Genomic DNA, 19,483 nt, shown 5'->3' with positions numbered 1-19,483 from the left:
CCAGTCTCTCAAAACCACTCCGGGTGAACACCCGCAACAACCTATTGAAGCTTCACACCTAGCGCCCGCGCGTCGCCCGCGCCTCGATCGCGTCGTGAACGACCAGCAGCGCCTGCGCTTGCGCCAGGTGCAGGCGTTCGACCATCTTTCCGTCGAGGTTGACGACCCCTGCGCCAGCGTTCTCCGGCCGGGCAAAGACCGCAACGATCTGCCGTGCGTCGGCCACCGCGGTTGCCGAAGGAAAAAAAGCCTGGTTCGTCGGCCCGATCTGCGTCGGATGAATGAGGGTCTTGCCGTCGAAGGCCATCTTCACGGACTCGGCCGCTTCCGCTGCGAAACCCGACTGATCTGCGAAGTCGTTCCAGACCCCGTCGAGCACGCACACGCCATGGCGCTTGGCGCAGAGCACGACGTGCATCAGCCAGGGCCGGAGAAAGGCGCGTCCGTCTCCAGCGGAAACGCCCGTCTCCTTGGCGATGTCGTTGGTGCCGACCACGAGGCACGCGAGGCGGGCCTGCGACGCGAGGCCCGCGCGAACGATCTCGTCGAGCGAGAGCAGTGCCGCGGGCGTCTCGACCATGGCCCACAGGCGCGGCGTCTCGTTCGTGCCCCTCTCTTGCAGCGCGCTCGCGATCACCGCGAAGTCACCTGGACTCGAGAGCTTCGGCACCAGCACCGCGTCCGGTCGGCAGGCCGCGACGGTTGCCATGTCGGCTTCGAAGTCCGTCGTGTCGATGGCATTCACGCGGATGACCCGCTCCTGCGTGCCCTCCTTCGGCGCCGCAAAGAAAGTCTCGAGGTTGCGCCTCGCGGCCTCCTTCATGTCGGGCGCTACCGCATCTTCCAGATCGAAGATGACCACATCGCAGTCGAGCGATGAGGTCTTTGCGAGCGCGCGCTGGTTGGTGGCGGGGACGTACAGGGCCGAGCGTCGGGGTCGTCGGGCTTGGGCAGTAAGTGTCATGGCAAGGGCATCGATGAGTTGAACAAGCGCATCGCAAGGGAAACGGACGCGAATGCCTAGTCTGGCCCGGGTGCGCTTGGACTTTCATCATGGATGTGATGGTGTTCCGCATCGATCAACCATCACATATGTGATGCAACTTTGCCCGAGCCTGCTCAATACTTTGGAGAGCCCACCAACGAGCCTCTCACCGAGGCCAAGAGACAACGTGAAGAATCAGACCAACGAGAGCATCGACAGCGTGGCGGTCACGCACCTGATGGCCGACTGGATCAGCCGCACCGACGATGCCGCCCCCACCCCCGCGGCGTACCAGTGGGCGAAGCACGCGATGTTCGACTGGCTCGCCGTCAGCATCGCAGGCACGGCCGAGCCGCTGGTGCAGATCCTTGCCGATGCGTACCAGGGGTCGGCAGAACAACCCTGCCTGCTGCTGGCGCGCGGACGGCGTGCAGCGCCACACGACGCGGCGCTCATCAACGGTGCGGCGGGCCATGCGCTGGACTACGACGATGTCGCTTCACGGATGTTTGGCCACCCCACGGTGCCGGTGGCGCCAGCCGTGCTCGCCATGGCGCAGTCTCGTGCGGTCTCGGGTCGCGACCTGCTGCGCGCCCTGGTGGTGGGCCACGAGATCGAGAGCCGACTCGGGGAGATCGTCGGCCCGAGCCACTACCAGCATGGCTTCCATGCCACCGGGACGGTCGGCACCTTCGGCGCCGCAGCGGCCTGCGCGAATCTGCGCGGTCTGAGCAGCGACCAGACGGCGCATGCCCTCGGACTCGCGGCGACCCAGGCCGCGGGGCTCAAGTGCATGTTCGGAACCATGGGCAAGCCGCTCCACGCCGGCAAGGCCGCGATGAACGGACTGATGGCTGCAGAGCTCGCCGCGCGCGGCTTCACGGTGAACGACAACGCCATCGAATGCGTGCAGGGCTTTGCCCGCACCATGGCCCCGGCGCTGAACAATGTGGCCCCGTCGATCGACACGCGCCAGGGCTTTGCCGTCGAACAGACGCTCTTCAAGTACCACGCCTCCTGCTACCTCACGCATTCCGCGATCGAGGCGATCCGCGCGTTGCGGCAGCACGATGGGATCGATCTCGACGCATTGGAGTCGATGACCATTCAGGTCGCGGGCAACCATCGCGGGGTCTGCGACATCGCGGTGCCCCAGAGCGGGCTCAACGTGAAGTTCTCGATCCAGCATCTGGCCGCGCTGGCGCTCGACGGCGCAGACACCTCCGACCTCGGCCTCTACTCCGACCAGACCGCGCTCGATGCGCGCTACGCCGCCGCGGCCCGGTGCGTGTCGATGGTCGTGGTCGAAGCCGAGAACCGCGATGCGGCCACGGTGACGATGCACACGCGCGACGGCAGAACGCTCTCCCGGACCGCCAACGTGGCGATTCCCGCCACCGACCTCGACGCGCAATGGAAACGCCTGCTGGCCAAGGCGCGCGCCATCGCCGAGCCGGTGCTCGGCACCGCCCGCTTCGACCGGTTCGTCGAGGCCGTAGACGCGCTCGACCGCTCCCCCTCTCTCCACCCTCTGTTTGAAGCCATCCAATGACTCCCAACGACACCACGGTCGCACGGCTGAAAGCCGACGCGACGCTGCGACGCCGCGGCAACCGCTACGAAGATTTCGAGATCGGCCGCAGCTTTGCGCACCACTGGGGTCGCACGGTCACGGCGGCCGACAACACGATTTTCTCGACGCTCACGCTTCACTACAACCCGCACTACACCAACGAGGCCTTTGCCAAGTTACACGGGCACCCGGCCACGCCGGTCAATCCGCTGCTGGTATTCAACACGGTCTTCGGGTTGTCGGTCGAAGACTTGTCGGAAGGCGGCGGCCCCTTCCTGGGCGTCGACGAACTCAGCTACCGCAAGGCGGTGTACCCCGGCGACACGCTGTACGCGCGCTCCGAAGTCATTGCGCGGCGGCTGGCCTCCAACCGGCCCGGCTACGGGATCGTGACCTGGCACACGCGTGGGTCGAACCAGCAAGGCGAGGAAGTCATCGACTTCAAGCGCTCCAACCTCGTCAAAACAAGGAACTGAGAATGTCAGAAGACGGACTGGGCTACATGACCGAAGAGCGTCGCATGATTCGCGACGCCGCACGCGACTTCACCATGAGAGAGGTGCTGCCGGTTGCCAACCGGCTCGACGGGCCCGACGGCGAGATCCCGATGGACCTGCGCCAGAAGCTGGCCGACATGGGCTACTTCGGCATCATGATCCCCGAGGAATACGGCGGCATGGGGCTGGGCTACTTCGAGTACTGCCTCATCTGCGAACAACTGGCGCGCGGCTGGATGTCGGTGGCGTCCATCGTGGCCCGCGCCCAGGGCGGGTGGATCAAGTCGGCCATGCCGGAAGAAATGCGTGCGCGCTACCTGCCCCGTGTCGTGCGCGGCGAGTTCCTCAACGCCAGCGCACTCAGCGAACCCGACACCGGCTCCGACCTGGCATCGATCTCGTGCCGCGCAGTGCGCGATGGCAACGAGTGGGTGCTCACCGGCAACAAGTACTGGTGCACCTTCGCCGATGGCGCCGACTACCTCACGCTCTTTGCGCGCACCTCGCCGCCACCGAGTTCGGACAAGCGCTACCTGGGCATCTCGTGCTTCCTGATCGAAAAGGAGCGTGGCAGCTTTCCCCAGGGCATGACGGGTTCTCCCATTCCGAAGATCGGCTACTTCGGCTGGAAGACCTTCGAGCTCGCGCTCGACGGCTTGCGCGTGCCGGCTGAAGGGCTGATCGGGGAAGAAGGCAAGGCCTTCCACCTGATGACCAAGGGACTCGAAGGCGCACGCGCACACACGGCAGCTCGCGCCATCGGCCTCGCGCAAGGCGCACTGGAAGACGCCATCGCCTATGCGGGCGAACGCAAGCAGTTCGGCATGCCCATTGCGGAGTACCAGGCGATCCGCTTCAAGATCGCGACCATGGCGACCGAGATCGAGGCGGCGCGCCAGCTGATGTACTACGTGTGCGGCCAGATCGACAGCGGCCGGCGCTGCGACAAGGAGGCTTCGATGGTCAAGTATTTCGCCTCCGAGATGGCCGAGCGCGTGACGTCCGAGGCGATGCAGATCTTCGGCGGCGCGGGCTACACCACGCTGTTTGCGGTCGAGCGCTACTGGCGCGACGCACGCCTCACCAAGATCTTCGAGGGCACGTCGGAAATCCAGCAACGCATCATCTCGACGCAGCTGCTGGGCAAGTCGGAAGTGGAAGCCATGATCGCCGAGCGCGCTTTCGAGAAGCTGCAGGCTGCCAAGCGGGGAGCCACGGCATGAAGGCGTCGGAACTCACCAGCACGGACAACTACTTCGAAGACTTCGAAGTGGGCGCATTGATCCGGCATGCACGCGGCAAGACCGTGACCGAGATGGACAACGTGCTCCTCACGAACATGGTCATGAACACGGCCGAGGGCCACTTCAACGAGCACGCGATGAAGCGCGATGCGCGCGGCATCTTTTCGCAGCGCGTGGTGTTCGGCGGCATCAACCTGTCGATGGTGCTCGGGCTCGCGGCGCAGGACACCGCCGAACAGTGCCTGCGCGAACTGACGCTCGACAAGATCCGCCTGTCGAACCCCGTCTTCCACGGCGACACGCTGTACGCCTTCAGTGAAGTGCTCGAACGCCGGGACGCCGACCGGCCCGACGCCGGCATCGTGCGCTTCCGGCACTACGGCATCAACCAGGACGACACGCTCTGCGTGGAAGCCGAGCGCACCGTGCTGCTCAAGCGCAAGAGCCACTGGGCCGACAAGTGATGGGCACTGCAGCGCCCTTCCGTTGTGCGACGGGGGCTCTCGAAGGCCTCGTTGTGCTCGACCTGACGCAGATGCTCGCCGGTCCGTACGCCACGATGATGCTGGCCGATCAGGGCGCGCACGTCGTGAAGATCGAGCCGCCGGGCGGCGACCTCACGCGCCGCACTGGGCCGCACCTCGAAGGCGCCAGGCGCATCGACGAACAGGGCTTCGGCAGCTACTTCGCTTCGATCAACCGCAACAAGGATTCGCTCGTCCTCGACCTGAAACATCCGGCCGGCAAGGCCGCACTGTTGCGCCTCGTGCGGCAGGCCGATGTGCTCGTCGAGAACTACCGCTCCGGCGTGATGGAGCGGCTCGGCCTCGGCTACGAAACGCTGGCGCTGGAGAACCCGCGCCTGGTGTATGCGGCGCTGCGCGGCTTCGGCGATGCACGCAGCGGCGAGAGCCCGTACGCCGACTGGCCCGCCTACGACCCGGTGGCCCAGGCGATGGGCGGCATCATGGGCATCACCGGCGCCGTGCCGGGCGGCGCTCCCACGAAGATCGGGCCCGGTGTGGGCGACATCGTGCCCGCCATGTACCTGGCCTACGGCATTGCCGCAGCCTGCTGGCGCACGCAGCGCACCGGCCAGGGCCAGTTCCTCGACGTGGCGATGGTCGATGCCGTGCTCGCGGTCTGCGAACGGCTGGTGTTCCAGCACAGCGCGACCGGCGCCGTCCCGGGACCCGAGGGCAACGGCCATCCGCTGCTGTGCCCCTTCGGCCTCTTTCCCGCAAAAGACGGTCATGTGAGCCTGGGCGTGCCCAACGACCGCTTCTGGGTGCCGCTCGTGCAATGCATGGGCCGGCCGGAACTCGCGACGGACCCGCGCTACGCGACCAACGAGGCACGCGTCAAGCACAAGGCGAGCGTCGAGGAGATCGTCGGCGGCTGGACCGCGCGCCACACCAAGGCCGAGCTGTCGGCGCTGCTGGGCGGCGAGATTCCGTTTGGCCCCGTCTTCAATGCGGCCGACATCTTCGACGACCCGCACTTTCGCGCGCGCCAGATGCTGGTCGATGTCGAGCAGCCGGGCGCTTCCCGCCCGCTCACCGTGGCCGGCACGCCGGTGCGCATGAGCGGCACCCCGGGCGGCGTTCGCCGCCGCGCGCCCCTGACCGGCGAACACACCGACGAGACGCTCCAAGCCTTCGGCTTCAGCCGCGAAGACATCGCGGCGTTGCGCGCCGAGCATGTCATCCAGTAACTCCTTCCCTCTTCTGATCTCCCAAGGAAAACCCATGCAAGAAAGACCCAAGCGGCTGCGCCGTTGCCAGTTGTCCGTTCCAGGCTCCAGCGAAAAGATGATGCAGAAGGCCGCCGGCATGGACGTCGACTTCGCCTTCCTCGACCTCGAGGATGCGGTCGCGCCTTCCGAGAAGCGGCCCGCGCGCGCAAAGATCGTGCAGGCACTGAACACCCTCGACTGGGGCCGCACCACGCGCTGCGTGCGCATCAACGACCTGACCACCGAGTACGCCTACGAGGACATCATCGAGGTCGTCGAAGGTGCGCGCGAGAACCTCGACATGATCATGCTGCCCAAGGCCATGAGCGCGGCCGACGTGCAGTTTGTCGACAAGCTGCTCACCATGATGGAAAAGAAGCTCGGCCTGAAGAAGTGCATCGGCATCGATGTGCTCATCGAAGAGGTCGAGGCCATGATGCACGTTGAAGAGATTGCCGCATCGACGCCGCGGCTCGAATGCCTGATCTTCGGCATGGGCGACTACTCGGCGAGCCAGGGCATATCGATCCGCGACATCGGTGGGCCGAGCGGCTACCCCGGCGACATCTGGAGCTACCAGCGCCACAAGCTCACGATCGCTGCGCGAGCGAACCGCATCGATGCAGTCGACGGGCCCTTTGCCGATTTCAAGGAACCGGAGGCCTTCCGCGAAGAGTGCCGCAGGGCCATGATTCTCGGAATGGTTGGCAAGTGGGCGATCCACCCGTCGCAGGTGGAGATCGCGCAGGCCACCTTCTCGCCGGCCGCCGCCGATGTGACGCGCGCGCGCGAAATGATCCAGGCCTACGACGCGGCGCTGGCGCAAGGGCTGGGCGCCGTCCAGTACGGCGGAAAGATGATCGACATCGCCTCGATCCGCATCGTGAAGAACCTGGTCGACCGCGCAGACCAGATCGGTATGTAGCCGCGCTTCACGGGCCCCTTGGCCCGGCACGCACACCTGATTCCCAAAAATGACGGAGACACACATGACGACGAACATCGAATCGACATCGGCCCCCGAGAGCGCGGAACGCCGCCGCCTTCTTGGCACCGGACTGGGCCTGCTGGGTGCCGGATGGCTTCCGGACGTGGCGCGTGCGCAGGACTGGCCTTCGCGGCCCATCAAGATCATCGCGGCGCAGGCACCGGGTTCGTCCAACGATGCGACCGCGCGCGCGCTCGCGGAATACATGACGGGCCGGCTCGGCGTTCCCGTGGTCGTGGAGAACCGACCCGGCGCCATCGGCATGATCGCGGCGGATGCCGTGGCGCGCTCCGCACCGGACGGCTACACCCTGCTGATCACACTGCACAGCCAACTGGCGCAGGCACCCGTGCTGCTCAAGAAGGTACCGCTCGACACCACCAAGGACCTGACACCGATCGCCGCGTTCAGCACCGGCACGTCGCCCATGGTCGTCAAGAAAGACCTGCCAGTGAAGAACTTCAAGGAGCTGATCGAGTTGGCGCGCAAGCGGCCGGTGTCTGTCGGCAACTACGGCATCGGCTCAGGTTGGCAATTGATGATGAGCCAGCTGGCCAAGCAGACCGGTGCCAAGTTCGATCTCGTCAACTACAAGGGGACGGGGCCGATGGTGTTCGACCTGATGGCAGGCAACATCGACATGGGGGCCGGTTCGATGGCCGGCATGGCAGCCGGCATCCAGCGCGGCGCGTTTCGGCCGATCCTCGTGATCTCGGGCGACCGTTCGGAGCGGCTGCTCCCGGGCATTCCGACCTGGGCCGACGAAGGCTTCACGGGGCCGGCGTTCGAGAACCTCAAGGAATGCAACATGGTGCTGGGCCCGGCCAACCTGCCCAAGGAGGTGGTGCGGCGGCTCGCCGAGGTGGCCCTTGAATCGTCGACGAAGTCTGAGCCCGTGAAGACCGTGCTCACGCAACTGGGCGTAGAAAGCCCGCCGTGGACCGGCGTCGAACTGCAGAAGTTCATCCAGCAGACCTGGCCGACGTACCAGAAGATGACGCGCGAGTTGGGGCTGATGGTCGAGTAGCAGGAACGACGTCCCCGCATTGCGTGCGGGGACCGGCGCGCGCTACGCCCGCAGAATCTTCTCGATCGCCTTCCCCTTCGCAAGCTCGTCGACCAGCTTGTCCATGTAGCGGATCTTCTGCATCAGCGGGTCTTCCACCTCCTCGACGCGCACGCCGCACACCACGCCCTTGATCAGCGCGCGGTTCGGATTCAGCGCCGGGGCCTGGGCGAAGAAGGTCCTGAAATCGTTCTGCTGTTCGATCTGCTGCTGCAGCCCCGCCGCGTCGTAGCCGGTGAGCCAGCAGATGACTTCATCGACCTCTGCCTTCGTGCGATTCTTGCGTTCCGCCTTCTGGACGTACATCGGGTACACCTTGGCGAACGGTATCGCGAAAATCTTGTGCTCGGGCATCGTCATTGCTCCTTCATGTCGGTCGGATGGTCGATTCTGGCCGGATGCTCGCGGCTACGGATACCAGACGATCGAACACCCGTTCTCGAGTGCGCCTTCGTAGTGCTTGCTGAACGCGTGCATCCGAGGATCGTTCAGCGACTCGACCATCAGCGGGCGCCCTGCCATGAGGTGAAGATCGACGAATCCGAATTTCGCGAGTTCCGCTGCGGCCTCCGCTTCGCGGGAGAAATCGTCGCCTTGTGCGAGGAAGAGCATGAGCTTGTGTCGGCCCCCAACGGGCGGTGCATCCCACGCGAAGTCGCAGGCCCCGCTGTAGGTCGCCTCGGCGCCGTAGGCACAGACGGTGATCGCGGGGGCTGGCGACCGACTCACTTCTTCCCGCCCCGTCCCGCCTTCTTCGCAGCCACGGTCTTGCGCACTGGCTTCAACGCCGGCGCCTCCCGCGCCGACTTCATGTGCCCGCTCTCCCCCGAGGTCATGCCCACGATCTTCGCGAGCTGGCGGCTCACGCTCACGTAGGCGTGTCCGAGGCGGCTGTCGAAATACAGCGAATCGCCACGCCCCAGGCGCACCACTTCCCCGTTGTCGAAGTGCACGTCGATCTCGCCCGACAGCACGTACGCGAACTCTTCGCCGGCATGCCGCACGAAGTCCTCGGGGCCGTTGATGCGGCGCGCATGCACGGTGCCGACGATGGGGCTCATCTGCTTGCCTGCGGCGGTGGTGCCCAGGAACTCGTAGGCGATGGCCAGCCCCTTGTAGACCACGCCCTTGCCCGCGCGCGTGACGACCGGACCGTCGAACTGCTCGGGCTTGACGCCGGCGCCCGCGAACATGGCGTTCATGTCCATCTCGAGCGCGCGGCCCAGCGCGGTGAAGTTCTCGTAGCCGAGCGCGAGCTGGCCCCGCTCGGCGCGCGAGATGGTGGTGATCGACACGCCGGAGCGCTCGGCCAGTTGCGCCAGCGTCCAGCCGAAACGCTTGCGCGCGGTGCGCAGGCGATGGCCGAAAGTGGTGCGGTCCAGCGTGGGCGGCTCTTCCTTCGGCTTCGCCCCGCCCCGGTTCCCTGTGTGTGGAGTCACGCTTGGCTTTCTCTAGGTATGCCGGGTGATTCTGCCAGCCCCGCGCCCGGCCGGCCACGCAGGGCGCGATCGGTTCCGGCATGCGTTTTGCGTATGCGCAAATTGCGTGTACGCAAATTTCACCTTGGTGGTGCACCCATGGTTTCCCCTTGGTCGGTGCAAATCAATTTGCGTATCCGCAAATTTCTACCTACACTTTTCGGCGATGACAACACGCACAACCACCCCCGTCGTGGCCGACTTTCTCGTGATCGGCGGCGGCATCGCCGGGGCCTCCGTGGCCCATTGGCTCGCCCCGCATGCCCGCGTGATCCTGCTCGAGCGCGAGGCCCAGCCGGGCTACCACTCCACCGGCCGTTCAGCCGCGCTCTTCATGGAAAGCTACGGCACGCCGCAGGTACGTGCCCTCACGATGGCCAGCCGTGCCTTCCTCGAACACCCGCCCGAAGGCTTCGCCGAGCACCCGCTGCTCACGCCGCGCGGCGCGATGATGGTCGCGGGCGCCGAGCACCTGCATGAGCTCGAAGCGCACTGGGAGCTGCTGCGCGCCATGAACGTCGGCGCCCAGCGCCTGGACGGCGCACAGGCGCGCGAGATGGTGCCGGCGCTGCGCTCCGAGCAGGTGGCCGGCGCGGTGTACGAGCCCGACGCGTCCGACATGGACGTGCACGCCATCCACCAGGGCTACCTGCGCGGCATGCGCCAGGCCGGCGGCAAGCTGGTGTGCGACGCCGAGGTCACGGCCATGGAGCGCGTGGGCGAACGCTGGCGCGTGAAGGCGGGTGGCTCGATGTACGAGGCGCCCGTGGTGCTCAACGCAGCGGGCGCCTGGGTCGACACCATTGCGCAGCTGGCCGGCGTGCGCCCGCTGGGCATCGAGCCGCGCCGCCGCTCGGCCTTCATCTTCGCGCCGCCCGAGGGCCAGAGCGTCGCGCACTGGCCCATGGTGTTCGCCGCCGACGAGGGCTGGTACATCAAGCCCGACGCCGGCATGTTGCTCGGCTCGCCGGCCAACGCAGACCCGGTCGAGCCGCAGGACGTGCAGCCCGAAGAGATGGACATCGCCATCGCCATGCACCGCATCGAAGAGGCGACCACGCTCGCCATCCGCCGTCCCACGCGCACCTGGGCCGGCCTGCGCTCCTTCGTGGCCGACGGGGACCTGGTGGGCGGCTTCGCGCCCGACGCGCCCGGCTTCTTCTGGGTCGCGGCGCAGGGCGGCTACGGCATCCAGACCTCGGCCGCCATGGGCGAGGCCTGCGCTGCGCTGGCACGCGGCCTGCCACTGCCCGAGCGCATCGCAGGCTTCGGACTCACGGCCGAGATGCTCGGCCCGCAGCGGCTGCACACGGCCGGCTGATCCGTTCCTTCTCCCCTACAAATCTTCCCCACGAGAAATCACCATGCGTGTCTTCAGTGCCTCTCTTGCGACCGAAACCAACACCTTCGGCCCGATGCCGACCGGCATCGCCTCCTTCAAGGATCGCGGCTACTTTCCCGCCGGCCAGCATCCCGATGCGTTGACGATCTACTCGGGTCCGCTGTGGGCCGCACGCATCCGCGGCAAGGAAAAAGGCTGGACGCTGCTCGAAGGCATGGTGGCGGGCGCGCAGCCCAGTGGCATCACCACGCGCCACGCGTACGAAACGCTGCGCGACGAAATGCTGAACGACCTGCGCGCGGCACTGCCAGTCGACATGGTGCTGCTCGGCCTGCACGGCGCCATGGTGGCCGACGGCTACGACGATTGCGAAGGCGACATGCTGGTACGCGTGCGGGAGATCGTCGGGCCCGACGTCATCGTCGGCGCCGAGCTCGACCCGCACAACCACCTCACGCCCGCCATGGTGGACAACGCCAACGTGATGGTCTCCTTCAAGGAGTACCCGCACACCGACGTGCTCGAACGCGGGCTGGAGCTGGTCGACATCTGCGCCGCGGCCGTGGAAGGCAAGGTCAAGCCGGTAGTCGCGATGGTCGACTGCGACATCATCGTCACCGTCCACACCTCGCGCGAGCCGGCGCGCAGCTTCGTGCAGCGCATGCAGGCGCTCGAAGGCAAGGACGGCGTGCTCTCGGTCTCGCTCACGCACGGCTTCTCGTGGGGCGACGTGCCCGAGATGGGCACCAAGGTGCTGGTCTACACCGACGGCGACCAGGCCAAGGCCGACGCACTGGCGCGCCAGCTGGCCGACGAGGTCATCGCCATGCGCGACGGCCTCACGGTGAACTACCCCGGCATCGACGAATCGCTCGACCAGGCACTGGCCTTCGACGGCGGCCCCGTGGTGCTGGCCGACGGCGCCGACAACCCCGGCGGCGGCGCGGCGAGCGACTCCACCTTCATCCTGCGCCGCATGCTCGAACGCGGCATCACCAACGCGGCCCTGGGCCCGATGTGGGACCCGATCGCCGTGCGCATCGCCTTCGACGCCGGTGTGGGCGCCAGGCTGCAGATGCGCATCGGCGGCAAGATCAGTCCGCTGTCGGGCGATCCGCTCGACCTTGAATGCACCGTGAAGGCGCTGCAGCACGACCTGGTGATGACGGGCCTGTCGAACACGCCCACGGCCATGGGCGACTGCGCGCTGGTCGAGGTCAACGGCATCGAGATCGTGCTGATCACGCGGCGCAACCAGGCCATGGGCACCGACCTGTTCACGCAACTGGGCTGCGACCTGGCGGCCAAGAAGATCGTGGTCGTCAAGTCGTCGCAGCACTTCTACGCGTCGTACTCGCAGGTGGCCAAGCACGTGATCTACGCCGGCGCACCGGGCGCCGTGACGCTCGACCTCACCACCCTGCCGTACCGCAAGGCCCGCCTGCCCAAGTGGCCCATCGGCGTCGCCGCCTGAACTCCCTCTTCTTTTTTCGCCCCACCGACCGGAGAACCGACGATGAAACGACGAACGCTTGCCGCCCTCGCTGCCCTGGCCTTTTCAGCCGCCAGCCTTCCCGCGCTCGCCCAGACAACGCCGCCCAAGACACTCAAGGTGGTGGCGCATGCCGACCTGAAGATCCTCGACCCGACCTTCACCACGGCCTACATCTCGCGCAACTTCGGCCACATGGTGTACGACACGCTGTTCGCGCAGGACGCCACCGGCAAGCCGCAGCCGCAGATGGTCGAGAAGTACACGACCTCGAAGGACGGCAAGCAATGGAGCTTCACGCTGCGCCCCGGCCTGAAGTTTTCCGACGGCACCGCCGTGACCTCGGCCGATGCCGTGGCGTCGCTGCAGCGCTGGGCCGCGCGCGACAGCCTGGGCCGTGCCATGACGGCCGTCGGCGCGCAGTGGAAGGCGACCGACGCGCGCAATTTCACGCTCGCGCTCAACGAGCCCTTCGGCATGGTGCTCGATGCGCTGGCCAAGCCCTCAGGCTTTCCCCCGGTGATCCTGCCCGAGCGCATCGCCAAGCTGCCGGCCACCGCGCCGCTGACCGAAGTCGTCGGCTCAGGGCCCTTCATCTTCAAGCGCGACGAATGGGTACCGGGCAACAAGACGGTGTTCGTGCGCAACCCGAACTACGTGGCGCGCAGCGAGCCGCCGAGCGGCCTGGCCGGCAGCAAGAAGACCACGCTCGACCGTGTCGAATGGCTCTACCTGCCCGACGCCAACAGCGCCGTGTCGGCGCTCAAGCGCGGCGAGGTCGACTACATCGAGCAGCTTCCGCCCGACTACATCGCGCCGCTGCGCACCGACAGCAACATCAAGATCGGCTCCGGCGGCGCCTACCAGGGCTTCCTGGTGATGAACCAGCTGCACCCGCCCTTCGACAACCCGAAGGTGCGCCAGGCGCTGCTGCAGGCCGTGAACCAGGAACGCTTCGTCGCGGCCATGGGCTTCCCGCTGGACATGCGCATGGCCTACTGCGCCACCTGGTTCATCTGCGGCAGCCCCAACGACACCTCGGCCGGTGCCGAGCCCTTCCGCAAGGCCGACGTCGCCAAGGCAAAGAAGATGCTCGCCGATGCCGGCTACAAGGGAGAGAAGGTGGTGCTGATGGTGCCCAGCGACGTGCCCTACCTCAACGCCGAGGCGCTGATGGCCGCGCAGACCATGAAGAGCATCGGCCTGAACGTCGATGCCCAGACCATGGACTGGGCATCGATCGGCGCGCGCCGCGCCAAGCGTGACGCGGGCGACGCGGGCGGCTGGAACATGTACGTCACCGTGGCCGGAGAGTTCGACGTGAACTCTCCCATCGCCAACGCCTACCTCGGCGCGGCCTGCGGCAACACGCTGCCCGGCTGGCCCTGCGACAAGCAGCTCGACGAACTGCGCACCGCCTGGCTGAAGGAAACCGTGCCGGCCAAGCGCAAGGAACTGCTCGACGCCTTCCAGACACGCGCCTACGAGGCCGTGCCATACATCAACGCCGGCCAGTACTCGGCCGCGTTCGCGGCACGCGCCAGCCTCAAGGGGCTGGACAAGATGTGGGCCGGCCTGCCGACCGTCTGGATGCTCGACAAGTAAGCCGCCGCGCACCACCATGGGCTACATCGTTCGACGCTTTCTTTCCACGCTGCCGGTGATGGCGGTGGTGGCCGTGGTGGTGTTCCTGCTGATCCACCTGTCGCCGGGCGATCCGGCCGCGCTCATCGCGGGCGACCTCGCCACCACCGAAGACATCGACAAGCTGCGCGCCGCGCTCGGTCTGAACCTGCCGCTGTGGCAGCAGTTCGGGCTGTGGATCGGCAAGATCTTCACCGGCGACCTGGGCACCTCGATCTTCACGCAGGTGCCCGTGACGCAGCTGCTCGGCCAGCGGCTGGAGCCGACGGTGTCGATTGCGGCACTGACCATGCTCATCACGCTGGTGACGGCCGTGCCGCTGGGCACGCTCGCGGCCTACTGCGCGGGCACCTGGATCGACCGCTTGGTGATGCTGTTCGCGGTGCTGGCGTTCTCGGTGCCGGTGTTCCTCGTGGGCTACCTGCTGGTCTACACCTTCGCGGTGCAGCTGCCGTGGTTTCCGGTGCAGGGCTACGTGAACTTCTCCGAAGGCCCCGGCGCCTGGCTGCGCGCGCTGGTGCTGCCCTGCGTGAACCTGGCGCTGGTGTACATCGCGCTGGTGACCCGCATGACGCGCGCCACCGTGCTCGAGGTGCTGCACGAGGACTACATCCGCACCGCGCGCGCCAAGGGCCTGGGCGTGCTGCCGGTGCTGGGCCATGCGCTGCGCAACGCGGCCATTCCCATCGCGACCACCATCGGCGCGGGCATCGCGCTGCTGATCGGCGGCGTGGTGGTCACCGAGACGGTGTTCGCCATTCCAGGCGTGGGCCGGCTGGTCATCGATTCGGTGCAGCGTCATGACTACCCGGTGATCCAGAGCGTGCTGCTGCTGTCGGCGGGGGTGTATGTGCTGATCAACCTGCTGATCGACCTGAGCTACCGCCTGTTCGATCCGCGCATCCAGTACTAGAACAAAGAACGAGCCCCACGACGCCATGTCCACTGCCCTGCCCTTGCGCGAGGTCGATGCGCCGGTTCCTGCCGCCGCCGCAGACTCCGCCGAAGACACCCCTTTCGTACCCCCACGCTGGCGCTGGGTGCGCAAGCACCCGACGCTGATCGTCGGCGCACTGCTGCTGATCGTGGTGGCCGCGCTGTCCATCGCCGCGCCCTGGATCGCCACCCACGACCCGCAGGACATCGATCCGCTGGCGCGCATGCAGTCGGCCTCGGCCGAGCACTGGTTCGGCACCGACGCGCTCGGCCGCGACGTGTTCAGCCGTGCCGTGTGGGGCGGTCGCGTGTCGATGATCGTCGGCGCCTCGGTGGCCGTGCTCGCCACCTTCTTCGGCATCGTGCTGGGCCTGGTGTCGGGCTTCGTGCGCTGGGCCGACGGACCGATCATGCGGGTGATGGACGGCCTCATGGCCATCCCCGGCATCCTGCTGGCCATTGCGCTCATGGCCGTGACGCGCGCCAGCCTCATCACCGTAATCATCGCCATCACCGTGCCCGAGATTCCGCGCGTGGTTCGGCTGGTGCGCTCGCTGGCGCTCACGTTGCGCGAGCAGCTGTTCGTGGAGGCCGCGCATGCGGTCGGCACGCGGCTGCCGGTGATCCTCGTGCGGCACGTGCTGCCGAACATCGTGGCGCCGCTGGTGGTGCAGGCCACCTTCGTCGCCGCCGCCGCCGTGCTCACCGAAGCCGCGTTGTCCTTCCTCGGCGTGGGCGTGCCTTCGCAGACGCCGAGCTGGGGCAACATGATGGCCGAGGGCCGCAACTTCGTGACCGTGGCGTTCCACATCATCCTGTACCCGGGCCTGCTGCTGGCGGCTACAGTGCTGGCCATCAACCTGCTCGGCGACGGCCTGCGCGATGCGCTCGACCCGCGCCTGGCGCGGCAGCTGTGAAGAGGAACGCGCCATGACCCTTCCCATGTCCCAGGCCACCCTCGCCCCCGGCGAGCCCTTGCTCGAGGTCGACAACCTGCGCACCTACTTCAGCACGCTCGCGGGCACGGTGCGCTCGGTCGACGGCGTGTCGTACACCGTGCGCGCGGGCCGCACGCTCGGCGTGGTCGGCGAATCGGGCTGCGGCAAGAGCGTGACGGCGCTGTCGATCCTGCGGCTGGTGCCCACGCCGCCCGGCCGCCACATGGGCGCGGTGCGCCTGCGCGGCACCGACCTGATGCAGCTGAGCGAACGCGAGATGCGACAGATCCGCGGCAACCGCATCTCGATGATCTTCCAGGAGCCGATGACCTCGCTGAACCCGGTGCTCACCGTGGGCCGGCAGATCGCCGAGACGGTGCAGCTGCACCAGAAGGCCAGCCGCGCCGAGGCGCTGCAGCGCGCGGTCGAGATGCTGCGGCTGGTGCAGATCCCCGAGCCCGAGCGGCGCGTGAACGAGTACCCGCACCAGCTCTCGGGCGGCATGCGCCAGCGCGTGATGATCGCGCTGGCCCTGGCCTGCAACCCCGAGGTGCTGATCGCCGACGAGCCGACCACCGCGCTCGACGTGACCATCCAGGCGCAGATCCTCGACCTCATCAAGCGGCTGCAGAAGGAGCTGGGCATGGGCGTGGTGATGATCACGCACGACCTGGGCGTGGTGGCCGAGAGCTGCGACCGCGTCGTCGTCATGTACGCCGGCAAGAAGGTGGAAGAGGCCGACGTGGTCGACCTGTTCGACCGCCCGCTGCATCCCTACACGCGCGCGCTGATGGCCTCGATGCCCGCCATGAGCACGTCGAGCGCGCGGCTGCACGAGATTCCGGGCATGGTGCCCGCCGCGCACGAGCTCGGGCGCGGCTGCGCCTTTGCCGCGCGCTGCGCGCAGGCGCGCGAACGCTGCCGCCGCGAGACACCGCCGCTTTCCACGCAGGGCGACGGGCACGTGGTTGCCTGCTTCGCGGTGCAGGAGCAATGGGCCGACGAGACTGCCGAGGTGAGCGCATGACGACGACAACAACGACAACATCCACGAAGGCGCCGCTGCTGCAGGTGCGCGAGCTGCGCAAGCACTACACCTCGCCGCGGCGCTGGCTGCGCCCGGCCAAGCCGGCCATCCAGGCGGTCGACGGCGTGTCGTTCACCGTGGGGCACGGCGAGACGCTGTCGCTGGTCGGCGAGTCGGGCTGCGGCAAGACGACCACAGCCAAGTCGGTGATGCGGCTGGTCGAGCCCACCTCAGGTTCGGTGCAGCTCAACGGCGAAGAGCTGCTGAGCCTGCCCGCGAACGCGATGCGCCAGCGCCGGCGCGACCTGCAGATCATCTTCCAGGACCCGTACGCTTCGCTGAACCCGCGCCTCACGGCCGGCGACATCGTGGCCGAGCCGCTGCGCAACTTCGGCGACGTGTCGGTGGCCGAGCGGCGCGAGCGCGTGCAGTGGCTGTTCTCGCGCGTGGGCCTGCGGCCCGAGGCGGCGAAGAAGTTTCCGCACGAGTTCTCGGGCGGCCAGCGCCAGCGCCTGGGCATTGCGCGCGCGCTGGCGCTGAACCCCAAGCTGATCGTCTGCGACGAGCCGGTGTCGGCGCTCGACGTGTCGGTGCAGGCGCAGGTCGTCAACCTGCTGATGGACCTGCAGGCCGAGTTCGGCATCGCCTACCTGTTCGTCGCGCATGACCTCGCCGTGGTGCGCCACATCAGTCACCGCGTGGCCGTGATGTACCTCGGCCACATCGTGGAGATTGCCGACCGCGACACGCTGTTCTCGGCGCCGCGCCATCCGTACACCGAGATCCTGCTGTCGGCCGTGCCCGTGCCCAACCCGCGCACGCCGGCACGCCGCCTGCTGCTGCAGGGCGACCCGCCGAGCCCGGCCAACCCGCCTTCCGGCTGCCGCTTTCACACGCGCTGCCCGATGGCGCAGGCCGTGTGCAAGGAGAAGACGCCCGCGCTGAGCGAGCGCCCCTCGACTTCCCAGGGCGGCCACTGGGTCGCCTGCCACTTCCGTTGAAAGCATTGCCCCCATGACCGACAAGACACCCCACTACGACCTCTTGATCCACGGCGGCACCGTGATCGACGGCACCAAGGCCCCGCGCTTCGACGCCGACGTGGGCATCGTCGACGGCCGCATCGCCGCCATCGGCAAGCTCGCGGGCCACACCGCCGACCAGACGCTCGACGCCACGGGCCGCATCGTCGCGCCCGGCTTCATCGACTCGCACACGCACGACGACCAGGCCGTGCTGTCGCAGGCGCAGATGCCGTTCAAGGTGTCGCAGGGCGTGACCACCGTGGTGGCGGGCAACTGCGGCATCAGCGCCGCGCCGCTGCGCGCCGACATGGACCTGCCCATGCCGCTGAGCCTGCTCGAAACGCCGCCGGAAGACCGCTTCACGACGTTTGCAGCCTACCTCGACGCGCTGCGCGCCACGCCCTCGTCGGTCAACGTGGCGGCGATGGTCGGCCACTCGACGTTGCGCGCCGTGACCATGTCCGACCTCGACCGGCCTGCGACCGACAAGGAGATTGCCGCCATGCAGGCGCTGGTCGAAGAAGCCATGCAGGCCGGCGCGATCGGGCTGTCGACCGGCACCTTCTACCCGCCGGCCGTGAAGGCGACGACCGAAGAGATCATCGAGGTCGGCCGCCCGCTCACGGCGCGCAAGGCGCTGTACGTGACGCACATGCGCGACGAAAGCGACCGCGTGATGCAGTCGCTGGAAGAAACCTTCCAGATCGGCCGCGCGCTCGACATCCCGGTGGTGGTGTCGCACCACAAGGTGCAGAACACGCAGAACTTCGGCAAGACCAAGGTCACGCTGCCCTTCATCCAGGAAGCGATGAAGCACCAGTGCATCGGCCTCGACTGCTACCCGTACACCGCAGGCTCCACCATGATCCGCACCGACCGCGGGATGATGGACGGGCGCGTGCTCATTGCCTCCAGCGTGCCGCACCCCGAATGCGCAGGCCGCGACCTGAAGGACATCGCGGCCGAATGGGGCGTGTCGGGCGAAGAGGCCGCGCTGCGCCTGTCGCCCGGCAGCGCGATCTATTTCATGATGGACGAGGACGACGTGCAACGCGTGCTCGCCTTCGACGAAACCATGATCGGCTCCGACGGCATTCCGCTGGGCGACAAGCCGCATCCGCGCCTGTGGGGCACCTTCCCGCGCGTGCTGGGGCACTACAGCCGCGACGTGGGCCTGTTCCCGCTGGAGACGGCCGTGTGGAAGATGACAGGGCTCACGGCGCGCAACTTCGGCCTGCACGAGCGCGGCGCGCTCAAGGTCGGCCATCACGCCGACGTGGTGGTCTTCAATGCCGCGACGGTGCGCGACACCGCGAACTACGAAACGCCGACGCAGCCCGCTGAGGGCATCGATGCGGTCATCGTGAATGGCACCGTCACGTGGCGCCACGGCGTGCACAGCGGTGCGCGCAACGGGCAGGTGATCGTGCGCAAGGACGCGGCCTGACAGGTCGCACGCGCCATCATCCGCATGGCGCCGCTGCTTCACATCCTGGTGCATGCGCAGCACCGG

At 67.5% G+C, this 19,483-nt stretch carries 19 protein-coding genes; 15 read left to right on the top strand and 4 right to left on the bottom strand.

The features are described 5' to 3' along the window. Nucleotides 1–58: 58 nt before the first annotated feature. On the bottom strand, nucleotides 59–964 hold the full coding sequence (locus tag ASD34_RS06380) for an HpcH/HpaI aldolase/citrate lyase family protein (RefSeq protein WP_056574431.1): 906 nt from the start codon (nucleotides 962–964) through the stop codon (nucleotides 59–61). Nucleotides 965–1,172: 208 nt separating this feature from the next. On the opposite strand from ASD34_RS06380, the gene ASD34_RS06375 reads away from it, so the two are divergent. The 7 genes from ASD34_RS06375 (at nucleotide 1,173) to ASD34_RS06345 (ending at nucleotide 8,049) form a co-directional block, all read left to right on the top strand. Then, nucleotides 1,173–2,537, top strand: coding sequence for an MmgE/PrpD family protein (locus tag ASD34_RS06375; RefSeq protein WP_235509988.1), 1,365 nt, complete (start codon nucleotides 1,173–1,175; stop codon nucleotides 2,535–2,537). Further along, complete coding sequence (locus ASD34_RS06370) at nucleotides 2,534–3,034, top strand: MaoC family dehydratase (RefSeq protein ID WP_056574428.1); 501 nt, start codon at nucleotides 2,534–2,536, stop codon at nucleotides 3,032–3,034. The genes ASD34_RS06375 and ASD34_RS06370 overlap by 4 nt, the downstream gene beginning before the upstream one ends. A 2-nt stretch (nucleotides 3,035–3,036) precedes the next feature. Beyond that, nucleotides 3,037–4,278 (top strand): acyl-CoA dehydrogenase family protein, encoded by a 1,242-nt coding sequence (locus ASD34_RS06365; RefSeq protein WP_056574425.1) that lies wholly within the window; start codon nucleotides 3,037–3,039, stop codon nucleotides 4,276–4,278. Beyond that, nucleotides 4,275–4,763, top strand: a complete 489-nt coding sequence (locus tag ASD34_RS06360) for a MaoC family dehydratase (protein WP_056574422.1) — start codon at nucleotides 4,275–4,277, stop codon at nucleotides 4,761–4,763. Before ASD34_RS06365 ends, ASD34_RS06360 begins: the two co-directional genes overlap by 4 nt. Then, the gene (locus ASD34_RS06355) at nucleotides 4,763–6,013 is read left to right on the top strand and encodes a CaiB/BaiF CoA transferase family protein (RefSeq protein WP_056574418.1); all 1,251 of its coding nucleotides are present in this window, start codon (nucleotides 4,763–4,765) and stop codon (nucleotides 6,011–6,013) included. Before ASD34_RS06360 ends, ASD34_RS06355 begins: the two co-directional genes overlap by 1 nt. Nucleotides 6,014–6,047: 34 nt before the next feature. Next, nucleotides 6,048–6,959: an HpcH/HpaI aldolase/citrate lyase family protein gene (locus tag ASD34_RS06350; RefSeq protein ID WP_056574415.1), complete on the top strand. Its 912-nt coding sequence runs from the start codon at nucleotides 6,048–6,050 to the stop codon at nucleotides 6,957–6,959. 64 nt (nucleotides 6,960–7,023) lie between these two features. Beyond that, entirely contained in the window at nucleotides 7,024–8,049 is a 1,026-nt protein-coding gene (locus ASD34_RS06345; protein ID WP_056574412.1) for a Bug family tripartite tricarboxylate transporter substrate binding protein, read from the top strand. Nucleotides 8,050–8,091: 42 nt separating this feature from the next. Here ASD34_RS06345 and ASD34_RS06340 read toward each other — a convergent pair whose 3' ends face one another. From ASD34_RS06340 to ASD34_RS06330, 3 genes are all read right to left on the bottom strand, one after another. After that, complete coding sequence (locus ASD34_RS06340) at nucleotides 8,092–8,442, bottom strand: DUF2200 domain-containing protein (protein WP_056574447.1); 351 nt, start codon at nucleotides 8,440–8,442, stop codon at nucleotides 8,092–8,094. Nucleotides 8,443–8,496: 54 nt separating this feature from the next. Continuing rightward, nucleotides 8,497–8,700, bottom strand: a complete 204-nt coding sequence (locus tag ASD34_RS27480; protein WP_157609650.1) for a hypothetical protein — start codon at nucleotides 8,698–8,700, stop codon at nucleotides 8,497–8,499. A gap of 113 nt (nucleotides 8,701–8,813) precedes the next feature. Beyond that, nucleotides 8,814–9,527: a helix-turn-helix domain-containing protein gene (locus tag ASD34_RS06330; protein ID WP_056574406.1), complete on the bottom strand. Its 714-nt coding sequence runs from the start codon at nucleotides 9,525–9,527 to the stop codon at nucleotides 8,814–8,816. Between the two features lie 205 nt (nucleotides 9,528–9,732). On the opposite strand from ASD34_RS06330, the gene ASD34_RS06325 reads away from it, so the two are divergent. Genes ASD34_RS06325 through ASD34_RS06290 form a run of 8 tightly spaced genes read left to right on the top strand, consistent with a single transcriptional unit; the run spans nucleotide 9,733 to nucleotide 19,417 of the window. Next, nucleotides 9,733–10,887, top strand: coding sequence for an NAD(P)/FAD-dependent oxidoreductase (locus tag ASD34_RS06325; RefSeq protein ID WP_056574402.1), 1,155 nt, complete (start codon nucleotides 9,733–9,735; stop codon nucleotides 10,885–10,887). 43 nt (nucleotides 10,888–10,930) lie between these two features. Further along, on the top strand, nucleotides 10,931–12,382 hold the full coding sequence (locus ASD34_RS06320) for a M81 family metallopeptidase (RefSeq protein ID WP_056574399.1): 1,452 nt from the start codon (nucleotides 10,931–10,933) through the stop codon (nucleotides 12,380–12,382). 42 nt (nucleotides 12,383–12,424) lie between these two features. Beyond that, on the top strand, nucleotides 12,425–14,005 hold the full coding sequence (locus ASD34_RS06315; RefSeq protein ID WP_056574396.1) for an ABC transporter substrate-binding protein: 1,581 nt from the start codon (nucleotides 12,425–12,427) through the stop codon (nucleotides 14,003–14,005). A 16-nt stretch (nucleotides 14,006–14,021) separates the two neighbouring features. Further along, nucleotides 14,022–14,957, top strand: a complete 936-nt coding sequence (locus ASD34_RS06310; RefSeq protein WP_056574393.1) for an ABC transporter permease — start codon at nucleotides 14,022–14,024, stop codon at nucleotides 14,955–14,957. A gap of 25 nt (nucleotides 14,958–14,982) precedes the next feature. Next, a complete protein-coding gene (locus tag ASD34_RS06305) occupies nucleotides 14,983–15,897 on the top strand; it encodes an ABC transporter permease (protein ID WP_056574389.1) in 915 nt (304 codons plus the stop codon). A gap of 13 nt (nucleotides 15,898–15,910) precedes the next feature. Next, complete coding sequence (locus ASD34_RS06300; RefSeq protein WP_056574444.1) at nucleotides 15,911–16,945, top strand: ABC transporter ATP-binding protein; 1,035 nt, start codon at nucleotides 15,911–15,913, stop codon at nucleotides 16,943–16,945. Then, nucleotides 16,942–17,946: an ABC transporter ATP-binding protein gene (locus ASD34_RS06295; protein ID WP_056574386.1), complete on the top strand. Its 1,005-nt coding sequence runs from the start codon at nucleotides 16,942–16,944 to the stop codon at nucleotides 17,944–17,946. Before ASD34_RS06300 ends, ASD34_RS06295 begins: the two co-directional genes overlap by 4 nt. 13 nt (nucleotides 17,947–17,959) lie before the next feature. Further along, on the top strand, nucleotides 17,960–19,417 hold the full coding sequence (locus ASD34_RS06290) for an N-acyl-D-amino-acid deacylase family protein (RefSeq protein WP_056574383.1): 1,458 nt from the start codon (nucleotides 17,960–17,962) through the stop codon (nucleotides 19,415–19,417). Nucleotides 19,418–19,483 lie beyond the last annotated feature (66 nt).

Source organism: Variovorax sp. Root473, assembly GCF_001426505.1.
Taxonomy (GTDB): Bacteria; Pseudomonadota; Gammaproteobacteria; order Burkholderiales; family Burkholderiaceae_C; genus Variovorax.
This window is presented reverse-complemented; position numbering and strand designations above follow the sequence as displayed.